At 41.6% G+C, this 23,017-nt stretch carries 13 protein-coding genes; 7 read left to right on the top strand and 6 right to left on the bottom strand.

Annotation, left to right across the window (positions count from 1 at the left end):
* Positions 1–12: 12 nt before the first annotated feature.
* Positions 13–2,649 (top strand): M14 metallopeptidase family protein, encoded by a 2,637-nt coding sequence (locus tag BW976_RS22100; protein ID WP_245834764.1) that lies wholly within the window; start codon positions 13–15, stop codon positions 2,647–2,649.
* A 223-nt stretch (positions 2,650–2,872) separates the two neighbouring features.
* Here the strand turns inward: BW976_RS22100 and BW976_RS22095 are convergent, their stop codons facing one another.
* From BW976_RS22095 to BW976_RS22080, 4 genes are all read right to left on the bottom strand, one after another.
* Positions 2,873–5,323 (bottom strand): outer membrane beta-barrel family protein, encoded by a 2,451-nt coding sequence (locus BW976_RS22095; protein ID WP_076376590.1) that lies wholly within the window; start codon positions 5,321–5,323, stop codon positions 2,873–2,875.
* 413 nt (positions 5,324–5,736) lie between these two features.
* On the bottom strand, positions 5,737–6,966 hold the full coding sequence (locus BW976_RS22090) for an alpha/beta hydrolase (protein WP_076376588.1): 1,230 nt from the start codon (positions 6,964–6,966) through the stop codon (positions 5,737–5,739).
* 231 nt (positions 6,967–7,197) lie between these two features.
* Complete coding sequence (locus tag BW976_RS22085) at positions 7,198–8,874, bottom strand: PspC domain-containing protein (protein ID WP_076376586.1); 1,677 nt, start codon at positions 8,872–8,874, stop codon at positions 7,198–7,200.
* A gap of 24 nt (positions 8,875–8,898) precedes the next feature.
* A complete protein-coding gene (locus tag BW976_RS22080; protein WP_076376584.1) occupies positions 8,899–9,231 on the bottom strand; it encodes a PadR family transcriptional regulator in 333 nt (110 codons plus the stop codon).
* A 184-nt stretch (positions 9,232–9,415) separates the two neighbouring features.
* On the opposite strand from BW976_RS22080, the gene BW976_RS22075 reads away from it, so the two are divergent.
* The 4 genes from BW976_RS22075 to BW976_RS22060 all read left to right on the top strand — a co-directional run bounded on the left by BW976_RS22075 (position 9,416) and on the right by BW976_RS22060 (position 16,243).
* Positions 9,416–12,700, top strand: a complete 3,285-nt coding sequence (locus tag BW976_RS22075; RefSeq protein WP_076376582.1) for a SusC/RagA family TonB-linked outer membrane protein — start codon at positions 9,416–9,418, stop codon at positions 12,698–12,700.
* 11 nt (positions 12,701–12,711) lie between these two features.
* Positions 12,712–14,193 carry a SusD/RagB family nutrient-binding outer membrane lipoprotein gene (locus BW976_RS22070; protein ID WP_076376580.1) on the top strand — a complete coding sequence of 494 codons (1,482 nt, stop codon included), beginning with the start codon at positions 12,712–12,714 and terminating at the stop codon, positions 14,191–14,193.
* A gap of 16 nt (positions 14,194–14,209) precedes the next feature.
* Complete coding sequence (locus BW976_RS22065) at positions 14,210–15,118, top strand: DUF1735 domain-containing protein (RefSeq protein ID WP_076376578.1); 909 nt, start codon at positions 14,210–14,212, stop codon at positions 15,116–15,118.
* A 162-nt stretch (positions 15,119–15,280) separates the two neighbouring features.
* Positions 15,281–16,243 (top strand): carboxypeptidase-like regulatory domain-containing protein, encoded by a 963-nt coding sequence (locus BW976_RS22060; RefSeq protein ID WP_076376576.1) that lies wholly within the window; start codon positions 15,281–15,283, stop codon positions 16,241–16,243.
* 239 nt (positions 16,244–16,482) lie between these two features.
* Here the strand turns inward: BW976_RS22060 and BW976_RS22055 are convergent, their stop codons facing one another.
* Positions 16,483–17,352, bottom strand: coding sequence for a hypothetical protein (locus BW976_RS22055; protein ID WP_139332382.1), 870 nt, complete (start codon positions 17,350–17,352; stop codon positions 16,483–16,485).
* Between the two features lie 372 nt (positions 17,353–17,724).
* Here BW976_RS22055 and BW976_RS22050 point away from each other — a divergent pair, with 372 nt between their 5' ends.
* Positions 17,725–21,063 (top strand): SusC/RagA family TonB-linked outer membrane protein, encoded by a 3,339-nt coding sequence (locus BW976_RS22050; RefSeq protein ID WP_076376572.1) that lies wholly within the window; start codon positions 17,725–17,727, stop codon positions 21,061–21,063.
* Between the two features lie 5 nt (positions 21,064–21,068).
* A complete protein-coding gene (locus BW976_RS22045; protein WP_076376570.1) occupies positions 21,069–22,505 on the top strand; it encodes a SusD/RagB family nutrient-binding outer membrane lipoprotein in 1,437 nt (478 codons plus the stop codon).
* Positions 22,506–22,587: 82 nt separating this feature from the next.
* Here the strand turns inward: BW976_RS22045 and BW976_RS22040 are convergent, their stop codons facing one another.
* Positions 22,588–22,995, bottom strand: coding sequence for a DoxX family protein (locus BW976_RS22040; protein ID WP_076376568.1), 408 nt, complete (start codon positions 22,993–22,995; stop codon positions 22,588–22,590).
* Positions 22,996–23,017: the final 22 nt, after the last annotated feature.

The following is a 23,017-nucleotide window of genomic DNA, read 5'->3' as shown; positions in this document are numbered from 1 at the left end:
GCAGATATGCAAATGTGCAAATTTCAGATGATGCTTGAATCAACGTTAACAGATTTTTCATCTGCACATCTGAAATTTGCACATCTGCATATCGGGTTTTATCTGCATATTAGCGTATCTCTTAACCGTTTCTTTACTATGATCAAAAAGCTATTCCTTATTTTAATGGCTGTTGTTTCGGCATCAGCTGCTTTTGCTCAAAAAATACAATCGCCCGATGAGTTTTTGGGATATAAGCTGGGCGACCAGTTTACACCGCATTATCGCATTGTTGATTACTTTAAATACATTGCCCAGGTATCCAAAAATGTAAAGCTGCAACAGTTTGGCAGCACCAATGAGGGGCGCCCGCTGCTGGCTATGTTCATCGCATCCGACGAGAACATTGGCCGTCTGGAAGAGATACGGCATAACAACCTGCGCCTTGCCGGTATAGAAGGCGGCAACGCTATCGCTAATGCTCCTGTAATTACCTGGCTAAGTTATAACGTACATGGTAACGAACCTGCATCAAGCGAAGCGGCTATGTGGACCTTGTATGATCTTGTCGATCCGGCTAATACCGCCACGAAAGCCTGGCTCAAAAACTCATTGGTGGTTATCGACCCTTGTTTAAACCCTGATGGGCGCGACCGTTATGTACATTTTTATAATTCGGTAAGGGGTGCGGTGCCCGATGCCAGTCCAACAGCCCGTGAGCACGTAGAGCCGTGGCCCGGCGGACGTATCAACCACTACTATTTCGACCTTAACCGCGATTGGGCCTGGCAGGCACAAAAAGAAACGCAGGCACGCGTGGGTCTGTTTAACCAATGGCTGCCCGAAGTTCATGTAGATTATCATGAACAGGGATACAATGCCCCTTATTATTTTGCACCTGCTGCCGAGCCTTACCACAAGGATATCACCAAATGGCAGCGCGATTTCCAGGTGACCATTGGTAAAAACAACGCTAAATATTTTGATCAGAATGGCTGGATGTATTTTACCAAGCAGGAGTTCGATCTGCTTTACCCGTCTTATGGCGATACCTATCCTTTATATAATGGCTCCATCGGCATGACCTATGAGCAGGGCGGTATCAGCGGTGGTTTGGCGGTACTTACCCGCAGTGGCGATACACTTACTTTTGCTCAACGGATTGCGCATCATCATGCCACGGGTTTAAGTACGATTGAAATAGCATCGGCCAATGTCCAAAAACTGCTGGATGAGTTTAAAAAATTCTATGATAATAATCGTAACAACCCTCCGGGCGAGTATAAAACCTATGTTATTAAAAACGATAATAACAATAACATCAATACCCTGGCCAAAATGCTGGGTCGTAATGGTATCCAATATGGCTTTGGCTTAGGCAATAAAACCGTTATTGGGTATGATTACTTTACCGGCAAAACCGAGCAATATAAAGCAGGCCCTAATGATATGGTGATCAATGCGCATCAGCCAAAGGCTATATTGCTGCATGTATTGCTGGAGCCCAAAACATTTATAGCCGACTCCAATACCTATGATATTACCGCCTGGGCGCTTCCTTATGCTTATGGCTTAAAAACCTATGGAGTAAAAGAATCGCTAAAACCGGCCAGCACAACCTCTGGTATTGTTGAGCCGCAGCCACTGGCCAATACTCATGCCTATGCCTACGTGGCCAATTGGCAATCAGTTAATGATGTGCGGTTTTTAGCCGCCTTGCTCAAAAAACACATCAAAGTACGTTATTCCGAAAAACCTTTTGAAGCGGCCGGTAAAAAATTCATGGCCGGTTCATTGCTCATCACCAGAGCCAGTAACGACAGGTCTGATTTTGACCAGGTAGTTACTCAAACAGCCGCGGCATTAAATGAAGGATTAACGCCTTTGGCATCAGGCTTTGTTGATAAAGGATCAGACCTGGGCTCGGATGCCGTGCGGTATATTCGCCAGCCACGGGTAATGCTGATATCTGGCGAAGGTGTAAATGCTGAAGCCATGGGCGAAGTATGGCATTTATTTGAACAGCAATTAGGTTATCCTATTACGCTGGTGAACTACCAGAGCCTTGGCCGTACCCGTCTTGCCGATTTTGATGTAGCTATTTTTCCTGATGGTAATTATGATGATTTTCCGTCAGAAAAGCTGCAGGGTTGGATCCGCGATGGCGGTAAATTGATTGCATTGGATAATGCGGTAGCGCAACTGGCCGATAAAAAAGGTTTCGCCCTGAAAAAGAAAGAGGAGAAGAAGGATGAGAAAGCAGAGGCCAAAGAAAAGGAAAACATTAACATTAAAATATATGGTGACCGCGACCGTGATGCCATCCGCTCCATGATCCCTGGCGCAATATTTAAACTAACGCTGGACAATACGCATCCGCTTGGTTTTGGTTTGCCCAACTACTATTACTCCCTAAAACTGAATGACGATATCTATGATTATTTAGGCAGCGAAGATGGCTGGAACGTAGGCACAGTGAAAAAGAACAGCTATGTATCGGGTTTTGTAGGTGTACAATCCAAACAAAAGATTGTTAATGGTACGTTGCTGGGTGTACAATCGCTAGGCCGGGGTTCGGTGATCTATATGGTTGATGATCCCTTGTTCCGCAGTTTCTGGGAAAACGGCAAGCTGCTGTTCAGCAACGCGGTATTTATGGTGGGGCAATAAAAGATGTGCAGATGGATTTCAGATGTGCAGATGATAGAATGATACAATCGTTTTGAAACAGATAAAAAAGAGGTTGTCTCATAAGTAAAATGGAGGCTCTGAGAATCATCTATACAAAAACGTTCTCCACCACCTACCCGAATAAACCAAAGAAAAAGAGGCTGTTCTCATACTTATGAGACAGCCTCTTTTGTTTATGTGGTTTTCATCTGCACATCTGTTTTTAATTCGCTCCTTTCACCCTTCCTTTTTCATCATCGGCACCGCTTTTGTGTTCGCGGGTTTTTATTTTGTTGTTACCAAAGTTGTAGGTAAAGGTTAAGCGACCAACCCGTGAATCGTTGATCTGACGGATGTCAAAGTCGTTGCCTAGTGTATGGCTGCTTACGTTATTACGACGGATGAAGAATATATCATCAAGCGCCAGTTTAATATTAGCCTTTTTGTTGGCGAAAGAGTGGCTTACACCAGCGTCGACACCATAACGTGGTTTTATTTTGTAAATACCATAAGTAAGCGGTGACTGATAATCGCCCCTGATCTCAAAACGGTAGCTGCCAAATGTTAATGTTTGTGTGGCTTTAACTTGTACGGTTACCTGGCCTGAGCTTAGTTTACCGGTTCCAACAGAATCTGATTTAAAGCCCAGGTAAAAGCTGTTCACGTCAACGTTACCGGTCCACCATTTGGTAATGGTATATGGCGCGTTGATATTAAGGCTGTAAGAGTTTTGGGTTTGCAGGTTCAGGTTGGTCTGGAAGGATTTTTGTCCTTCGGTTAGTATGATCTCGGTAATTACATCAGTTGTACGGCTATAACCTAAACTTACGTTGATGCTTTTATTATAGGTATAGTTAAACTCAAAGTTATTGGTGTACTGTGGTTTCAGGAAAGCATTGCCTTTTGAAAAGGTGTACGGGTCAAGATAATATACAAATGGATTCAGATCATCATAACCCGGACGGTCGATACGACGGCTGTAGGAAAAACTGATTTCGTTTTTATCATTCAATGTATGGTTGATAAACGCGCTTGGGAAAAGGTTAAAGTAGCTGCGGTCAACAGGAGTGCTGCCCAAAAGGTTACCATTTGATTGGGTATACTCACCGCGCAAACCTAATTGTATGGATGTTTTTTTGAACTGTTTATTCAGGTTAAGATAGCCAGCGCTTATTTTTTCGGTATAAATAAAGCGGTTGGTACGGGTAGTATCGTTCACATAGCTATTGCCGTTAAATATTTGTGCCTGCAGGTTGTTATCTGTTTTAACACTGCTGAATTTGGCACCTGTTTCCAGTTTTATGGTTTTAGATATCGGTTTGGTATAATCAACCTTGGCGGTATATATAGTGATGTTTGATGGTGTTTGGTTACGCAGCAATTGAGGTGCGTGTGGTGTGCTGCCATCGGGCAGGAAATAATTAGTATTATATTGAGCTATAGAGTTGTTTTTAAATTTAGAGTAATCCAGATCGACACTTAATTCCTGGCCGCTGGTATCGATTTTAAACCTGTCGTTCAGGTTGGCAGCAAAATTTTTGTAAGATTGATCGATGGTTGATACGGTGGTTAAGGATGAGTCAACCCGGTTAGGCGTTGCGCCAATTTTAGTGCTGCCGTTGTTATTATCCAGTTCGGAGTTGGAGTATCCGCTTACTACAAAGCCAATAGTGTTTTTGGAGGTCACATCATAATCAGCACCTATGCGATAATTATTATAATGATAAACATGCGGCATACGGGTAAGCTGGTTAAAATAAGTAGGCTTGCCTGCGCTGTCGCGGGTAATACGATCGATCGATATATCGCGGGTATTTTTGTTGTCGCCACGGCTAAAAGTACCAAATACGTTCAGATTGCCTTCTTTGTGATTTAAGTTCAGGCTGGTGTTATCTCTCCAAAACGCGCCACGGGCAGCACCAACAGTAATACTGCCGTTTGTGCCGGATTGGCTGTTTTTCTTCAATTTGATATTGATGATACCTGAGTTACCGGCAGCATCGTATTTGGCCGATGGGTTGGTAATGATCTCGATAGATTTAATGGTATTGCCATCTGTTGAACGCAGCAGGGTAGCTAGCTCGGCGGCGCTTAAATAGGTTAACTTATCATTGATCATAACGGTAACGCCCTGTTTGCCTTTCAGGCTGATGTTATCATCTTTATCAACCGTAACACCAGGAGCTTTGGCCAGTATTTCCAACGCGGTATTGCCGGCTGCCAATACGCTGTTTTCAACATTCATAACGGTGCGGTCAATTTTACGCTCGATGAGTGGTTTGGTTGCTGTAATAGTTACGCCTTTCAGTTCGGTGCTGCCAGCATGCATGCTCAGGGCCGGGGCAGTAACAGTTGTGGCACTTTCAGGAACGGTGAAAGGAGTGGTTACTGCTTTTTGGTAACCCACCACAGAAGCTTTAATCAGGTATTTTCCTGAGCGGATGTTTTCAAAGGTGTAAACGCCGTTATCATTACTTAAAGCCCCTTTAACTACGGTTGAATCCGTGGCCCTGATCAAGCTTACGGTGGCATAATCCATCGGTTTGCCCTGCTCATTCAGTAAGGAACCGGATACTTTGGCACCTCCTGATTTACCGCCCTGGGCAAAGGACGCGCTCCAGCTGATAGCCACAAGCAGGAGGGTGCAAAATATGTTGTTTGTAAGAGTTTTCATGTTTTTGGTGTTAAAATGTTTAGGCAATAGTGAGCCATCAAAGAATTTGCTTCTTTTTAAATTGGATGAATAAGTTTTTGGTTGATCCGGCTGTTAACCGGTAATGGTTTTAGTATATTATTTTATGTAGGCGATTTTTTTCATTGTGCTGTTTTTATAGTTCAAATGTGCTAAGAGATTGGTTTTTTTAGTAATGCTTTTAGGCGAAAACGGCTAAACTTCCGGTAAACAACCTGAAAATACCGATGAATATTTACAACTCTTTTACTTTATGTCATCCAACCAGGTTAAACCCCGGCTTTGTGTGGATTTTACATTAAGATGCTAAAAGTGGGAATAAGGTTACAGTCAATTGAAAATTTTAATACTGGGCGTGTTTAGGGAATTGGTAGCCGAAAATATACTGGCGTATGCTAGTTTTTTTCTAAGTTATCCAGCTTGTCTTTTATTTCTTTCCGGTATTTAATGGCCAGGGCCTTTTTAAAGTATGCTGCGGCTTTAGCCTTGTTGTTATTGGCGAGGTAATAATCGCCCATGCTGTCATATACATTAAAGCTTTTAGGATAGTAGCTGATGTTCATATCAAAAAACATATACGCTTTTTCATTATCCTTTTGCTGCAGAAGAGCATAACCAAACATGTTCATCAAAGCTTCCGAGGGGAGTACCTGGTACCCCATTTCTTCCGACATCATGTTATAATGGCCAATGATAAGGCCTTTTAGATCATTTGCTGTGTAGGCCTTATCAAAAAATTGATTCATAGGCTGGTTGCGCGGGAACCTGTTTTTAGCAAATACAAATCGTAAACCATCATATCCGGCAGCAAGTGGTACTGAGGCATGATCATCATCTGGGTAATATTTGTAAGCCCATTTTAAGTTGTTGGATGAATTCTTTTTTAAACTATCGGTCAGTTTCAGAATAGAACGGATGTGGTGGGTGATTTCGGTGGTGTCACTTCTTACTTGCGCAGTATCCATTCCAGGGTTCATCGTATTGGCTATCCCCAGGAACAATTTACTGCCTTTAAGATCCTTTTGCTTTAAGGCTATTTCGGTTTGTTTTAAAAGGTCATCGTTATTGTAAAACATACTTGGTTCAATGGCTATATAAGCATTAAACAAATTAGTATGATTTATCAGGGTATTGATAACCATTAATCCCCCGAAGGAATGTCCCATCAGGGTTCTGTAAGGAGCCGTAGCATAATTTTTATCAATGTAAGGTATCAGCTCTGTTTGTAAAAAGCGGGTAAATTGCTCTCCGCCGCCCGAGGTTTTATCAGCGGAGCTATTGCTTGGTGTAAGGTCGCGGGTACGGTGACCACGGGTATTGGGAATGCCTACAATGATCATTTGGGGCAATACAGTGTTGCCGTTAACCGCGCTTAGCTGTTGTATCAGGGTTGCCAATGAAGCAAAATAGCCATCTCCATCAAATACGTAAAGAACAGGATACGCAGGTTTAGAAAAGTAACTGGTATCAAATGATGGTGTATAAATCCAAACGGGTCTTTTTTCTTTTAAAATATCAGAATATAAAGTGTCAATATGAACCGGAAGTATAGCTGTAGTATGCGATTGACCTTTTACCCAAAGTGAAAGACACAAGAAAGCCATGATCAGGATATTTCTTTTCATTTTTTTGATAGATTTAGTTTGATGCCAATTATGAAGTTACCTGTTGGTTTTTAATGAGTCCGGGCTATTTACTTTAAATAAGATATTAAGGGGTAGCGTATACTTTTTTGATATTAATTTGTCGGTAATATGAGTATTACAAAAGGGAACAATAAGCCCGCTAAACAATAGCAGGCTTATGTATTTTATCAGAGATCTCATTATATAATAAATGATAGGTTTAGGTTGAACTTACTGTTGAGACGCTTTTGCTGTAGTATCAGGCAGCAAATGATTTTTTATACTATCCGCTTTTGCCGCGGCAGCTCTGGCTGCGGTGTCTATTTTACATTGTAAACCATCAGTAGCCATAATGTATACAGAGCCAGCCGGATTTTTTGGTGTATTATCCTGCCCGCAATTATATAAGTTAAGATCCAGGTTGCGATCAAGTTTGCCATCAATAACCAATTTGGCGTTCAGTGGAACTTTTAAGGTCATGTGTACTTCTTGTCCGCGCCACATAGAGCGCCCAAGTCTTTCCAGGTGGCGGTCAAATTTTAATACCGAGTCTTTTTGTATAAAACGATAGCTGATGTTACGGGCGTTGGTTAGCGCGTCTTCATCATTACGACCCCTTGCTGTAAATGATTGAACAAGGACAGGTTGGGGTACATCACTTTTTTCTATATCAATGCGTACGCGATCCGGGCTGTCGAAATCATCGCCATTATAATCATCATCAAGAATGATCATGCCGTTAAACCTTTCTTTGATGCGGAGGCGGGTACTGTCCTCGTTGGTTAAATACTTGGCATCATTCAACTGTAAATAATAGGTATTGTTGGGTGTTGCTTTAATGTTAATGGTTTTGCTCAGTTTAGCCCCTTGCTTAAAGTCGGCCGAGGCTCTTGCTCCATAATACACAACTGCCCCCAGCGAAGCCAGCCATATACATAATAAAGTAGTGCCGATAGAGCGGTTAAAGGTGGCATTTTTGAATAAAAAGCCAATGGTAACCAAAATCAATGTTAATAAAGGGATAGCTAAAAGCAGGAAACCACCAGTAAGGAATATCAGGTTGGTATCCTCGTTAACAATATTGAACGGGAATATATGGTAGATATCTGTTTTGCCGAAAGCGATAAAGCCTACAAACACAACAATAAGGGCAATAGCTAATCCGAAGGAGGCCAGTAAAATAGCAAGCCCGATGAGTTTAACCAGGAAACTTCCGGTACCTCTTAAAAAAGTACCCAAATGTTCAAAAAAATCACCTAAAAAATCGCGCACTTTATAAACAAATGGGCGGGCCTCCTGGCGGAAATTGGAAAGGTTTTCTTTTACCATGCTCATCTCGTCCTCAAAGTTCTTTTTAAAGCCTTTCAGGTCTTGTTTTTCGCCTTTCATGGCCATGCGGTCGGCCCGTGAGGTGGCTTTAGGTATAACTATCCATAATATAACATATAATATAAGTCCGCTGCCTGCAAAAATTAACGAGAGGGCAAAGGCCAGCCTGATCCATACGGCGGGGATATCAAAATAATTGGCAATACCCGCGGCAACTCCGCTCACCAGGTGATCGTCCGGGTCACGGAAAAGCCGGCGTCGTTCTGTATTATAACCAACGGTGCTGCTGCCGGCTGGTTTGGCATCATCTTCGGCAGATTCAAAATCTTCAACCGAACCCATTTGCTCAACAACTAGTTTAACATCAGCTTCTACAATAACCTGTTTGTTTTGGTTGGCCAATATTTCATTAAACATTTCGGCAATACGGTTTTCGATGTCGGTAGTTATCTCCAGACTGTCGGCCGATGACGAAAAGTGACGTTTTACGTCGGTCATATAAGCTTTAAGTACCTCGTAAGCATCCTCTTCTATGTGAAATACGATGCCATTTATATTTATGATGATAGTTTTGTTCATGATCTGTGATTTTTTTATAGGTTTTTATTTTCTCTCGCCAATGGCCATTTGCACGGCATAAACGAGCTCCTGCCAGGTTTTATCCAGCTGTTCCAGTACAATTTTTCCTTCTTCCGATAGCACATAATACTTTCGCGGCGGGCCCGAAACAGACTCCACCCAGTTGTAAGTGAGCAGGCCATTATTTTTTAAACGAGTTAGCAGAGGGTACAGAGTTCCCTCAACTACAAGTAGTTGGGCTTTTTTTAGTTCAGCAATGATGTCTGATGCATATATTTCGCCCTTCGCTATGATGGAAAGAATGCAGTACTCCAGTATGCCTTTCCTCATTTGGGTTTGTGTGTTTTCTACAATCATAATACAAAGATATATGTTTTAAATTGTATTATGCAATACATAGTACTATAATTATTAATATTGTTACCAAAAATTAAGTTTTTTAAAAAAAAGTCATGCATTTATCAGATTTAACTTGACTTTTTGATAATGTAACATTACTTTTATGATTAATTAACTATTAACTGATCTTATTATTAACGAAATGAAAAAACTTCTACTAGCAAGTTTGTGCATTCTGTTGTTGTCTATTACACAGATATTTGCACAAAACCGTACAGTTACTGGTACGGTTACGGCCAAAGATGACGGCCTACCCCTCCCAGGAGTATCAGTAAAGGTAAAAGGCTCAACAGTTGGTACCCAGACGGGCTCCAATGGAAAGTTTACCTTATCTGTTCCAAAAGGCTCAACGCTTATTTTTAGTTTTATTGGTTACGCCCCGCTAGAAAGGCCTGTTGGTCTTGGAGCTGTTAACGTAGCCTTGGAAACATCCAGCAAATCTTTGGGTGAGGTTGTGGTGACCGGAGCGTTGGGTATCAAACGCCAGGCTAAAGAGCAAGGTGCAGCAGCAACTACTATTAGTAATAAAACACTTACTGAAGCTCATGCAACTAACTTTACCAATGGTTTAACTGCAAAGGTTGCAGGTTTGGTTGTAAGTACCCTTGATAATGGTATTAACCCTCAAACACGTTTTACACTACGTGGTAACCGCCACATTTTGGGTAACAACTATGCCTTGGTTGTTTTAAACGGAACTCCAATTTCTCCTAACGAGGTTAATACCATCAATCCAGATGATATAGAATCTGTAAACGTTTTGAATGGTGCAGGTGCTGCGGCGTTATACGGTTCGGATGCCTCGAACGGTGCATTGATCATTACTACCAGAAGAGGTAGTTCAACAGGAGCGCCACAGGTTAGCTACACTAATACTTTCCTGTTAGAGAAAGTCGCTTATTTTCCGGATCTCCAAACTAAATTTGGTAGCTACGGAGGTGAAGGGCCACCATTCCAAGATCCGGTTACGGGTTTTATTACAACCCCGGCACCTTTTGAAAACCAATCATACGGACCTGCTTATGACGGACACCTGCAACAACTGGGTATCCCTTTGCAAGATGGAACCGTTCAGAAATATCCATATTCGACCCCTTCAACAGACCCAAGAAAAGCTTTTTTTGTTACCGGCCATAGTGAAGAAAATAACCTTTCTTATGCGCAAGGCGACGCCAGCAACAGCTTTAACTTAACTGCCAATAATTTATTCAAAACAGGAGTGCTGCCTGACGATAAATTCAAAAGAAGCAGCGTTCGTATATCAGCTTCTAAAACTTACTCAAAATTTAAAGCCGATTTCACCGCCAGTTATGTTCAATCTTATACTAACACGGTAGGCAACGGTGGTTACGACGGATCTACATTAGATGGTGGCCGTTCATTATACAGCGCTATATTCAATACCCCATCATGGGTACCGTTGACCAAGTTTAAAGATATCAACGCCCCTTTCGCTGACGTAAATACTTACTTTAACTCTTATGGTGTAAACCCATACTGGATCATTAAAAATGACCGTGTTGATACCCGCAGCGATCACTTTAATGGTAGCTTTGGTGGTATGTTTTCACCAACCAACTGGTTTGATGCCAGTTATCGTTTGTCTGGAAACTTTGGTACCGCACAACAACAATATAGACGCAGTCAGGTTAATTTTAGCCCTTACGCATTGGGTAAGCTGGGTGATCCTACCGGTGGCAATTACGGCACACAAGCGCAGTCATACGGTGGTTCAACTGGTGTTATACCTGGCCAGGTACAAAATGTTACTCAATTTGGTGATGGCTCAATAACATCGATTGGTGCTCCTTTAGCAGGTCCTTTTGCAGGTGGTGGCACCGCCGGACCTCAAGGTTATTCACGTTTACAACAGGATTTCTTCTTAAACTTTCATAAAACCTTCTTTAGCGACTTTAAAACAAGCTTGTTGTTAGGTAGCAGTATCTGGCAAATGTATCTTAACCAGATATCAAACAGCAGCACCAACTTATTGGTTAACAATTTTTACAGTATCGGAAGTATCTTAGGTACTCCTACAACTGCGCAGTTAACCTATAAAATACGCCAAATTGGTTATTTCGGTGACTTTAATATTGGCTATAAGGATTATGCATTTTTAGAAGCTACTATACGTAATGACCATGATTCCAGGCTTGGAAATGGTATCCGTTCATTCTGGTACCCATCTGTAAAAGGCTCATTTATTTTCACTGATGCTATTCCGGCATTGAAAGGCAACAGCATTATCAATTACGGAAAGTTAAGGGCTTCATTTAGCCAGGTTGGTGATATTAACGTAGCTCCTTACAGCACGGTGAATACATTTAGCCCAACAACAGGCTTCCCTTATGGTAATACAGGTGGTTTAACTTTAGGTACAACCTTAAACAACCCACTGATTAAACCCGAAAAAACCAAAGAAATTGAGTTTGGTACAGATTTGAGCTTCTTTAACAGTCGCATTAATGTAAGTGCTACTTATTACAAGAGTAATACAACCAACCAAACCCTATCAATTGTTACTGCTCCGGAAACAGGATATTCAAATGCTTCTGTGAATATTGGAGAGGTACAAAATACAGGTACTGAGTTTAAATTAGATGTAGCTGTACTTACTAAAGAGTCAAACGGATTTGGTTTAAATTTAGGTGGTAACCTGGCTATCCAAAATTCAAAAGTAATATCATTGATCAACGGTTCCCCTTCTGTTACAGTTGGATCACAAGGATCAGCGTTTATACAGGCAAGAGTAGGGCAGCCATTCCCTGCATTATACGGTACCGATGTTCAGCGCGACCCGCAAGGCCATGTTATTGTTGACCCAGTAACCGGTTACCCTGAAAGCAAATCAGACCTGGTGTATCTTGGCCGTACCGCACCAAAATATATATTAGGTTTAACCCAAACATTCAGCTATAAATTTATAACCCTTACAACAGTAAGTGAGTTCCGTAGCGGTTATGTTATTTACAACCAGGGCTTAGCTTCGGCTACTGCAGCGGGCGTATCTCAATTCTCGGCTTCTGCAGATCGTCAGGCATTTATATTCCCTAATTCAGTACTTCAAACCGGTCCAAATTCCTATGTTCCAAATACCAGCACAACTGTTGTTGATGGTAACCAGGGTTTCTGGAATGCCGGCGCCTTTTATAACTCTGTTGCCGCTTATACAACAAGCGGAGCTTTCTGGAAATTGCGTGAGGCTAACTTAAGCTTTGATATTTCTCAGTTTACCAGGAAAACCAAGTTCATTAAAAGGGCTTCATTTGCGATTATTGGAAGAAACCTGGTTATGTTAAGACCAAAATCAAATAAATTTACCGATCCGGAATATTCAGCAACGGCTGGTAACGCCACAGGTATCATCAATACATATCAGCTTCCTCCAACACGTTTTTTCGGAGCATCTCTTAATGTTACATTTTAATAACTCATAAAATGAAAAAATATCTTTCAATTATATTCACGGTTCTTGCAATTGCTGGCAGCAGTTGTAAGAAAGATTATCTGGGCGAATTAACCAATAATCCCAATACGCCATCTGTAGCATCTCCGAGTTTGCTTTTATCAGGCTCCTTAAAAACTACAGCTGGTATTATAAACGGCTCACTTTTCAGGCAATATGGCGGGTATATGGGCTTTATAAGCAGAAGTACCGGTTACCAGGTTTTTGCGAATTTTGACCAGTATGCTTTTACCACCGCCGATTTTGATGTGTGGTCACCAACATACGCCAACCTTTCAAACTATAATACCATTATCAATGCTAATGCCGGCGCTAATTATACAGCTATTGCTAAAATTATGACGGTGTATGATTACCAGATATTGGTTGATAGTTACAATAATGTACCTTATACCCAGGCTTTACAGGGTACCAAGAACCTGACACCGGCTTTTGATACCGGAACATCAATATATGACGATCTGTTGAAACAGCTGGATGCTGCTTTAGGTTTAATTAAAGGCGCACCTGCCAGTGACGCAAACCCCGGTATTGCCGATATTATGTTTGCTGGTGATATGACCAAATGGTCAAAATTTGCCAATACCCTTAAATTAAGGCTGGCTCTGCGTCAAACAAATCTTACCGCAAAAACAAGCGCTTTAAAAACTGCGGTTGCTGCTACCCAATCAACCGGGTACTTAGGTACAGGTTTGGCTGCAAAAGTTAACCCGGGCTATACTAACTCTGATGCCTTTGGCGGACAACAAAGCCCTTTTTACATCAACTTTGGTTATACCCAAAGTGGTTCAGGTCAGTTGGGTCAGCAACAATACCAGGCTAATACTTATGGTATTAACTTTTATAACAACAATAATGACCCACGTGTATCACGGGTTTATGCTTTAAATAAAGACGGTAATGTTATAGGCAGCGCTTTTGGCGGTACCGCAACTATACCAGCACAGAAAGATCCAAGTAAACTGGGTCCGGGCGCTATACCTGCAGCCACTATGGATGCTGTGATCCTGGCATCGCCAGAGGCTTTGTTTTTACAAGCAGAGGCTGTTGAAAGGGGTTATATTACAGGTGATGCACAAGCTTTATACAATGCAGGTATTGCCGCGTCATTTGCAGATAATGGTGTGCCTAATGCTGCAACAGCTGCCAGTACATACTATGCCCAATCATCAGTTGCTTACCCTGTGAACGGTACTCCAGATGCGCAGATAAAAGCTATCATTGTTCAAAAGTGGGCGGCTTTGAACCCATATGGTATGCTCGAAGCATTTAACGAGTTTCGCAGAACCGGCTATCCAAATGATATTCCATTATCTATTTACCCGGGTGTAAACGCACCAAACCAGGTAACCCGTATATTTTACCCGGTTGTGGTTTACTCAACCAATGCTACTAACGTAGGCGCTCAGGGAACCATCAATCAGTTCACTTCAAAAATATTCTGGGCTAAATAATTTAAAATAAATCAAGATGAAAAAAATTAACTATATAAAATGTGTTCTGCTTGGTTTTACGGCAATTGCTTTTAGCTCATGCCTTAAAGACAAAACGTACGTTGATTTCTCCCAGGGAGGTCAATCCGCAGAGCTTACCCTGAGCGGTTTAAATAGCTTTCCGCAGGATGCCATTACTTCCGATACCGCGCTGATCCAGTTTGGTGTTAATATAGCATCGTCAAGCACACCAACTACCGATCATAAGATCACGGTAGATGTTGTGCCGGATAAATTGACCTCTTACCTTGCCAGTAATAATACAATAGCATACGAACTGATGCCAACAAATGCGTATTCTTTCAGAACTACCGTGGTTGATATCCCTTCTGGCCAGCGCTTGAAAATTTTAACTTTTACCGTGTTAAAAAACCTGCTTGATCCCTCTAAAAGTTATATGTTACCTATAGGTATTACCAGCGCACCTGGTTTAACTATATCGGCAAATAACTCTACTCACTACTACCACGTAATAGGTAATGATTTTGCAGGTGCCTATTTTGCACAATTTATTAGAACGCCAGCTGGTGGAGATTATCCTCATAAGCCAGTTACTTTGACACCTGTTTCGCCTACACTGTTTCAGGCAGTATCTGGCTACGCAGCTTTAAATGTACACTACGATGTTAGTTTTACAAAAACAGGAAATGGTGCAACTGCAACCTATTCTAAGTTTGCAGTAACCTTAAATGCGGATGATGTTAAGAATATTTTTGGAACTGCTAATGGTATATCAGTAACTACTCCGGCATCTTTTGTACACCCACCCGATCCGAGCAAGCAATATACTTATGCTGAGGCGTTGACACTATTTGATTTTCAATACGATGTTGTTAACTCAGCAGGCGCCGGTAGGCACGTAGAAGATATATTTACTAAACAATAATTAATTAAAATAAAAAAAGGGCACCTAGTAGGTGCCCTTTTTTTATTTGTGGATATTTTAAAACACTACTATATAAACTGATATTGTAAAAGCTTTGATACCTATTATTATTGGTTGCTTGATTTTTATATTTTATATTAGAGAAAAATCAAAAAATACTTTATGAAAAGAATATTATTGTGCTTAGTACCGGTGTTCATAAGCGCCTTTGCTTTTGCTCAAACGGTTACCGTAAGCGGTACGGTGAATGATCTGCAAGGTAAACCGGTTCCTTTTGTTTTTATACGCGATTCGCAACATAGCTATGCAACCTATACCGATCAATCAGGAGGTTACACCCTGAATGTCGACCCGGCCTCCAGGTTAGTAGCCTCGGCCACCAGCTTTAAGGATACTGCCGTGGCTATCAATAATAAAACAGAAATCAATATTGTTATGGCTCCCGGTATTTCTGTACGTACCAGCGGAAAGCCTTTAACCACCAATACTTCTACCGACATTTTTAAGCCTCAAACCGGGCCTGCGGTTACCCGGGTGTCGGATTATATACGGCAAGAAGGCGATTTACATGGCAGTCGTTTCCTGTCAGAAAAATGGATGCATGGTTTTGGCATAAGTTATGCCGACTCATTGATACAAAACAACAGCTATTTTTTTAATTACGATAAAACCATGAGCGATGTGCTGTTCTCCAGAGATCAGCGCGCTGTTTTTACTGCCGATAAACAGGAAGTAAAAGCGTTTACACTTATTGATGATGCTTTTCAAACGTACTCGTTCGAAGCGGTACCGGCTATTGATCCCAAGCACTACAGTATGGTATTGGCCACCGGTAATAAATATAAAATATACCGGTTGTTGACCTGCAAGCTGGTAAAAGCCAATTTTACTACCAATGGCATAACCTCATCGGGCAATAATTACGATGAATATGTTGACGAAAACCACTATTTTATATGGAACGTAAAAACCAAACAATTGCAACCGGTGGAGTTAAAGAGCAAATCAATAAAAACAGCATTGGCCACCGACGCAGATAAACTTAAAGCTTTTAATAAAGAGCACGGCGATGACGATATTAACGAAGCTTATCTGAAGGATCTGGGAGATTATTTGAATAAATAATTGTTCTCTGAAACAGACAAGGCTGGCTTATTTTTAATAAGCCAGCCTTGTCTGTTTATTCCATATTTTTCCTATGCTATCCTGCTTCTGCGCGATCCGAAAGTCCGCGGGAGCAGATCAAAAAATCACGTCATTGCGAGGTACGAAGCAATCCCCGATTAGCAGAGACGCCCTGTACTGCATAGATATTATTTAGTACCTCACAATGACAATACTTTCATTTACTTATTGATAACTAATTATCTTGGATCTTCGATTACATCAAAAGAAAAAGTTGTATTATCTACTCTCGTAATAACTCCTGTAGCATGATATTCAGAATTACCTACAGGAGTGTAACTCCCAGTTACTGTAATTGCTACTCCTGTACCACCTGATATATATCCCGATTTTAGGATGCCCTCTATACCCTGTAAGGCATAAACAATATTAGAGTTTAAAGGGTCGGTAACAAATATAGCAGTGTTGATCGAGGGGGCAGTCGCAGTTGACTTTGGATATGGGTATTTGATCTCCCCGATAGCAATATGCGATCCTGTGCTTACCCATATCAATTTTCCCGAAGTAACCACTATTTTAGACGAGCCAGCGTAGTTGCTCCCCACAAAGTTGCCCACATTTGGTCTTGTTACAATGCCAGGATTAGCTTCAAAAGCATCAAGTGCGGAGCGGAATTGTGAAAAATCGCCAAAAAATGCCGTGTAATTAAAAGAACCAAGCTCACCCACTGCTACAGCAAATGCATTATCATAAATACCAACTGTTTCTGTTGTTGGAGGGGTAATTATATTGGCATTATATCCCGGGGCAGCAGAAATAGATAAGCCAACCAGTGGCATCCCTACCGCAGGAGTTGGAAATTCATTTAAATTCCAGGCAGGTGTACCCTGAACTATTATTTTTGCCGCACCATAAAACCCGCTATAAGTATCCGTAACATCTCCCGGATTACGTGGCTGTAGGGTAAGATCAACATAGGCGTATGTTATAGCGCCTGTTTTTTGCCTGGCCTTAGCCGGTGTGGCATCCGGTGTTTTCACCATATCTTTTTTGCAGGCAGTAAAGCCCGCCATCATGGCCATGAGGCCCAACAGTATTTGTTTTTTCATATCAATATATTTCATAAAAAATACATGAATACTGTGGGGATAACAATAGGTGTTTACACGGTATTTATGAAGCTATGCCACCAGAAAAAAATTGTAAATGCCGGGGTATCCGGGATGGTTTGCAGGCCTGCCAAAGTGTTTCTTTTACACAAAAATACTATCGCCCAAAACGATTGAATAAAATATATATAAGGTAGACATTATAGATGATATATACAATAAATAAAGGCAAATAATTTTAAAAAATAATCAGGCTTTTATAATATTTTACGTAATATAGCCCCACGTTGTGTTATAGTTTTCTGCAAAATATATTATAATACAGCCCTGCAATTCACATAGTATTAACTATTAACAGATCTTATCACAAAAATGAAAAAACTTCTACTAGTAAGTTTGTGTTTCCTGCTGTTATCAATTACACAAACATTTGCACAAAATCGTGCAGTTACCGGTACGGTTACAGGCCTGGAAGACGGCCTGCCTATCCCGGGAGTTACCATCAAGGTAAAAGGAACAACAACCGGTACCCAAACCGGCACCAACGGAAAATACACGTTAAGTGTTCCGGATGGTTCAACACTGGTCATTAGCTTTATTGGCTATGCCACACAAGAGGTACAGGTAAAAGGGCCTGTTGTAAACGTCAGGCTTACCATGTCGAGCAAGCAACTGGGCGAAGTTGTGGTAACCGGCGCCTTAGGCTTAAGCCGAACGCGTAATCAGCAGGCCTATGCAGCTCAGCAGGTTACCGGCGATGAGGTGAGCAAGCAGCGTGGTTCTAACTTTGTAAGCGGCCTTTCGGGTAAAGTTGCCGGTTTAGAGATCAGGCAAAACAACGCCTTAGGTGGTTCAACCAACGTGGTTTTAAGGGGTACAAAATCATTATTAGGTAATAACCAGGCACTATTTGTTGTTGATGGTGTACCCATGAATAATGGCGGCCCGGGTTCTGGCAATGGCGGAAGCAACAATGCCGGCGCCGGTGGTACAGGAACTAATACATCTGGTAACGGTGGTTCCGTTGAAACAGGCAAAGGTGGTTACGACTACGGGTCGCCCATTTCAGATATCAACCCGGATGACATTGAATCGGTTACCGTACTTAAAGGTGCGGCAGGTAGCGCCTTATATGGTTCTATAGGAGCCAACGGCGTTATCTTAATTACCACTAAAAAGCCAGGCAAGGGTTTAGGTATTACTTTTAACAGTAGTGTTGGCTTTGGTGCTGTTGATAAATCAACCTTACCAACTTACCAGCATGAGTATGGCGCTGGTTATGGCCCTATTTATAATAAAAAAGATGGAATTGACCCGAGCGGTTATTTCCTGACACAGGACGTTAATGGCGATGGCGTTATTGACCTGGTTGCTCCAATGCACGAAGATGCCTCATACGGCCATCGGTTTGATCCTAATTTAAAGGTTTACCAATGGGATTCCTTCGTGTCCACTTCTCCAAATTTTGGAAAAGCAACACCATGGGTTGCCGCGGCAAATGATCCGCTTACTTTCTTTGTTCACCCGGTAACCAATAACCAGAGTTTATTTATTACCAATGGCGGCGAAAACGGTACTTTCAAATTAGGTTATACCCGTAACAATCAAACTGGCTTTTTACCCAACAGTAATGAATTAAAAAACAGCGTTGATTTTGCAAGTACCTACAAAATTACCAATAAGTTAACGGCGGGTGGAAGCATTAATTACACCCGTACCGACGGTCTTGGCCGCTATGGCAGTGGTTATTCGAACGATAATATTGTGCGCAACTTTAGGCAATGGTGGCAAATGAATACCGATATTAAGGGACAAAAAGATGCCTATTTTGCATCGGGCGGAAAAAATATCACCTGGAACTGGAAAAGCCCAACCAATCTGGTTCCTAACTTTCAGGATAACCCATACTTTACCCGTTACCAAAATTATGAAACAGACAGGCGCCATCACTATTTTGGCAATGTGAACTTAAATTACAAGGTGAACGATTGGTTGAATTTATTAGGGCGTGTGACTGTTGATAATTCAAGCATGATTCAGGAAGAAAGACGTGCTTTTGGTTCACAGGGCGTATCCAGTTATACCAGGAGGAATATCAACTTTAACGAAACCAATTTAGATTTCCTGGCAACGGTTGACAAAAACATCAATAATGATTTGAATTTTAAAGGTTTGTTAGGTGTTAACATCCGCAAAAATCGTTACGAGTTAATTTCATCAGCCACTAACGGCGGTTTAATTATCCCGAATGTTTATGCTTTGGCAAATTCTAAAAATGCACCGGCTGCTCCTACCGAAAATGATATCAGGCAGGAGATAGATGGTTTATTTACAGGCGCCACCTTTACCTGGAAAAAAATGTTGGTTTTAGACGGAACCTTACGTCGTGATGCTTCATCGGCTTTACCATCATACAGTAATAAATACTATTATCCATCCGTAAATTTAGGTTTTACCTTTTCTGAACTGCTTAAACAATATGAGTGGTTGTCATATGGTAAAGTAAGGGTTAACTACGCCGAAGTGGGTAATGGCGGTCAGCCTTTCCTTACTAAAAACTTTTATTCTTTTGGTACACCGTTTGGCTCAAACCCGCAATCTTATATCGGCGTTGTTCAAAACAATGCTACCTTAAAACCAGAGCGTTCAAAATCAAAAGAGGCAGGTTTAGAAATGCAGTTTTTTAACAGCCGTTTAGGTTTTGATTTCACTTATTATGAGTCTAAAACCAGCGATCAGCTTTTGCCTGTGGCTTTGTCAAGAGCTACCGGTTATGATGCTACCTATATTAACTCCGGTACCCTGCAAAACAAAGGTATTGAGGTTTCCTTAAATGGTACCCCGGTAAGCAGCAAACTGGTAACCTGGAAAGTTGGCGTTAACTTCACCAAAAACAACAATAAGGTTTTATCGCTTTATGTAGATCCAACCGGTCAGCAGGCAACAAACCTGTTGCTGGCGTCATTCCAGGGTGGTGTATCATTGAACGCTACGCTAGGTCGTCCTTATGGCGATATTCGCGGTACTGCATATACCGATATTAACGGGAAACCATACGTGAATAAAGATGGTGGCCGGGTGGTTGACCAAACCGGTGATAATGCAGGTTATTATAAACAATCGTCAAGCACCAGCACCTTAGGTAATATTAACCCGGATTGGATTGGTGGTATCACCAACTCTGTACGTGTTCAAAACTTTACTTTATCCTTCCTGATTGATATCCGTAAAGGTGGCAGCGTATTCTCGTTAGATAACTATTACGGCATGGATACAGGTTTATATCCTGAAACCGTTGGTAACAATGACCTGGGTAACCCATCAAGAAACTCGCTTGCTACAGGTGGCGGGGTAATTATACAGGGTATTGCAGCAGATGGCAGCAAAAATAAAATCAGGGTACGGAATGATGCTACCGGCTTATATGGCTATGAGCACAACCCGGCTGCTGGTTTTGTTTATGATGCGAGTTATGTGAAGCTGCGCGAAGCGTCGTTGAATTATTCGTTCCCTCAAAGCGTGACATCTAAATGGGGCCCAATTAAAGGTGTAGATCTGGCAGTAAGCGGCAGAAACTTATGGATCATCCATAAAAACCTTCCATACGCAGATCCTGAAGAAACCCTGAGCGCAGGTAACCTTCAAGGTTATCAAAGTGGCGCTTTCCCAACTGCCAGAATGTTTACCTTAAACCTAAAAGTAAGATTTTAACCAACATGAAAAAATATATATGGGCATTGCTTCCACTGGTTATGCTGGGAGCATGCAAAAAGGATTTTGAAAATCTGAATACCAACCCTAAGCTTTTCCCTACCGTACCAGCGCCAACATTAATTACACAGGCCGAGCGGCAACTGTCAAATGCCCTTACATCAGCCAACGTAAATAATAATGTTTTCAGGCTGGTAGAGCAGCAATGGCAGGAAACTACTTATAATGACGAAAGTTTGTACAATTTTGATACCCGTAACATCAACAGGCAAATGTGGGGTAGCTTATTCCGTGATGTGCTGAATAATTTAAAATTAGCTAAAGACATCATTCCCGGCGATCCTACCGTAGTGGGAGATGTTGTAAAAAAGAATGATATTGCCATTGCGGATATTTTACAGGTTTATTCTTTTTATTATTTGGTTACCACATTTGGCGATGTGCCTTATTCACAGGCATTTGATTCTAAAAATAACTTCCCCAAATATGACGATGCGGCAACCATTTATAAAGACTTACTAAAACGCCTCGATGCTGATGTGGCCGCGTTAAGCGGTACTGCCAGTTTGGGTAGCGCTGATATTATTTACGGCGGTGATATTGCCAAGTGGAAAAAGTTTGCCAACTCATTTAAATTAAAAATGGGCATGACCATTGCTGATTATGATGCGGCTTTAGCTCAAACAACAGTGAAAGCAGCATTTGATGCAGGCGTTTTTACCGACAATGCAGATAATGCTACATTGGTATACCAGGCTGCAACACCAAATACCAACCCAATTTGGGTTGACCTTGTTCAAAGCGGCAGAAATGATTTTGTGGCCAATGCTACATTGGTAAACCAGTTAAATAACAGTAACGGGATTCTGGATCCTCGCGCAGCAGTATTTTTTACCCTTTATAAAGCAAAACCCACCGATGCGGGAATATATTTAGGTGCTGATCCTGGTGTAAAAGCAAACTACGAAAGCTTTTCGCACGTGGGGCCTACTTTAACAACAACTACAGCACCTGGTTTATTACTTGATAACGCCGAAGTTCAATTTTATTTAGCTGAGGCTGCGGCCAAAGGATTTATTAGCGGAAGAGTCGCTGCCGCTTATTATAATACAGGTGTTCAGCAATCATTTGCTTATTGGAAAGCTGGAGATTCATCTCCTTATTTAGCGCTTAATCCGTATAGTCTTAACAACCTGGCTATTCAAAAATGGATTGCCAATTACAACAGGGGCTGGGACGCGTGGATCGAAACCCGCAGGCTCGATTTTCCTGTACTTCATAAACCGGCAACAGGTGCATTTAGCGATTTCCCGGTTAGGTTCAAATACCCGGTTGATGAAGCCAACGTAAACCCTGCTAATTATAAAGCAGCATCGGCGGCTATTGGCGGCGATGTGGTAACAACCAGGCTGTTTTTTGATAAAAATGCTATGCCTAAATAATTAGCCATAACATGTAGATAATAAAAAAGGGATCGGCTATTATAGCTGGTCCCTTTTTTATTGCAGATTAAAATTTAACCGCCTATTTCTTATCTACACTGTATTTGCCCGGGCCAACAAATAATAGGCCTGCAAATATCAGGGCGTCTTCAATAGCATGTAAGGCGCCATCAAAACCTTCACCTTTGCCCAAATGGGTGCTTGCGGCCACAATAAGGGTAAGTACCATGAGTATACACACCGGCCGAAAGGCAAAGCCAATAAGGAGCAAAAAGCCGCCAAACGCTTCTGTTGCCGCCGCGAGGAACCCCCAGATTACCGGCCAAAAATGTATACCGATATACCTGGTGGAGTGGCCAAGGTCTTTCCAGCCGCTTACGCCGCCCATCAACATAGGATATCCGTATGTAATAAAAGTGATGCCCAAACCCACACGGATGACCAGCAGGCCAAAATTTTTGTAATTGCTTAAATTGCTCAGTATCGCCATAAATTATAAGAATGTTTTGTTT

The organism is Mucilaginibacter lappiensis, from assembly GCF_900155965.1.
GTDB classification, from domain to species: Bacteria; Bacteroidota; Bacteroidia; order Sphingobacteriales; family Sphingobacteriaceae; genus Mucilaginibacter; species Mucilaginibacter lappiensis.
This window is presented reverse-complemented; position numbering and strand designations above follow the sequence as displayed.

Coding starts and splice junctions, on each gene's coding strand:
- BW976_RS22100 (WP_245834764.1), top strand. CDS start 13: ATGTGCAAATTTCAGATGATGCTTGAATCAACGTTAACAGATTTTTCA.
- BW976_RS22095 (WP_076376590.1), bottom strand. CDS start 5,323: ATGAAAACTCTTACAAACAACATATTTTGCACCCTCCTGCTTGTGGCT.
- BW976_RS22090 (WP_076376588.1), bottom strand. CDS start 6,966: ATGAAAAGAAATATCCTGATCATGGCTTTCTTGTGTCTTTCACTTTGG.
- BW976_RS22085 (WP_076376586.1), bottom strand. CDS start 8,874: ATGAACAAAACTATCATCATAAATATAAATGGCATCGTATTTCACATA.
- BW976_RS22080 (WP_076376584.1), bottom strand. CDS start 9,231: ATGATTGTAGAAAACACACAAACCCAAATGAGGAAAGGCATACTGGAG.
- BW976_RS22075 (WP_076376582.1), top strand. CDS start 9,416: ATGAAAAAACTTCTACTAGCAAGTTTGTGCATTCTGTTGTTGTCTATT.
- BW976_RS22070 (WP_076376580.1), top strand. CDS start 12,712: ATGAAAAAATATCTTTCAATTATATTCACGGTTCTTGCAATTGCTGGC.
- BW976_RS22065 (WP_076376578.1), top strand. CDS start 14,210: ATGAAAAAAATTAACTATATAAAATGTGTTCTGCTTGGTTTTACGGCA.
- BW976_RS22060 (WP_076376576.1), top strand. CDS start 15,281: ATGAAAAGAATATTATTGTGCTTAGTACCGGTGTTCATAAGCGCCTTT.
- BW976_RS22055 (WP_139332382.1), bottom strand. CDS start 17,352: ATGAAAAAACAAATACTGTTGGGCCTCATGGCCATGATGGCGGGCTTT.
- BW976_RS22050 (WP_076376572.1), top strand. CDS start 17,725: ATGAAAAAACTTCTACTAGTAAGTTTGTGTTTCCTGCTGTTATCAATT.
- BW976_RS22045 (WP_076376570.1), top strand. CDS start 21,069: ATGAAAAAATATATATGGGCATTGCTTCCACTGGTTATGCTGGGAGCA.
- BW976_RS22040 (WP_076376568.1), bottom strand. CDS start 22,995: ATGGCGATACTGAGCAATTTAAGCAATTACAAAAATTTTGGCCTGCTG.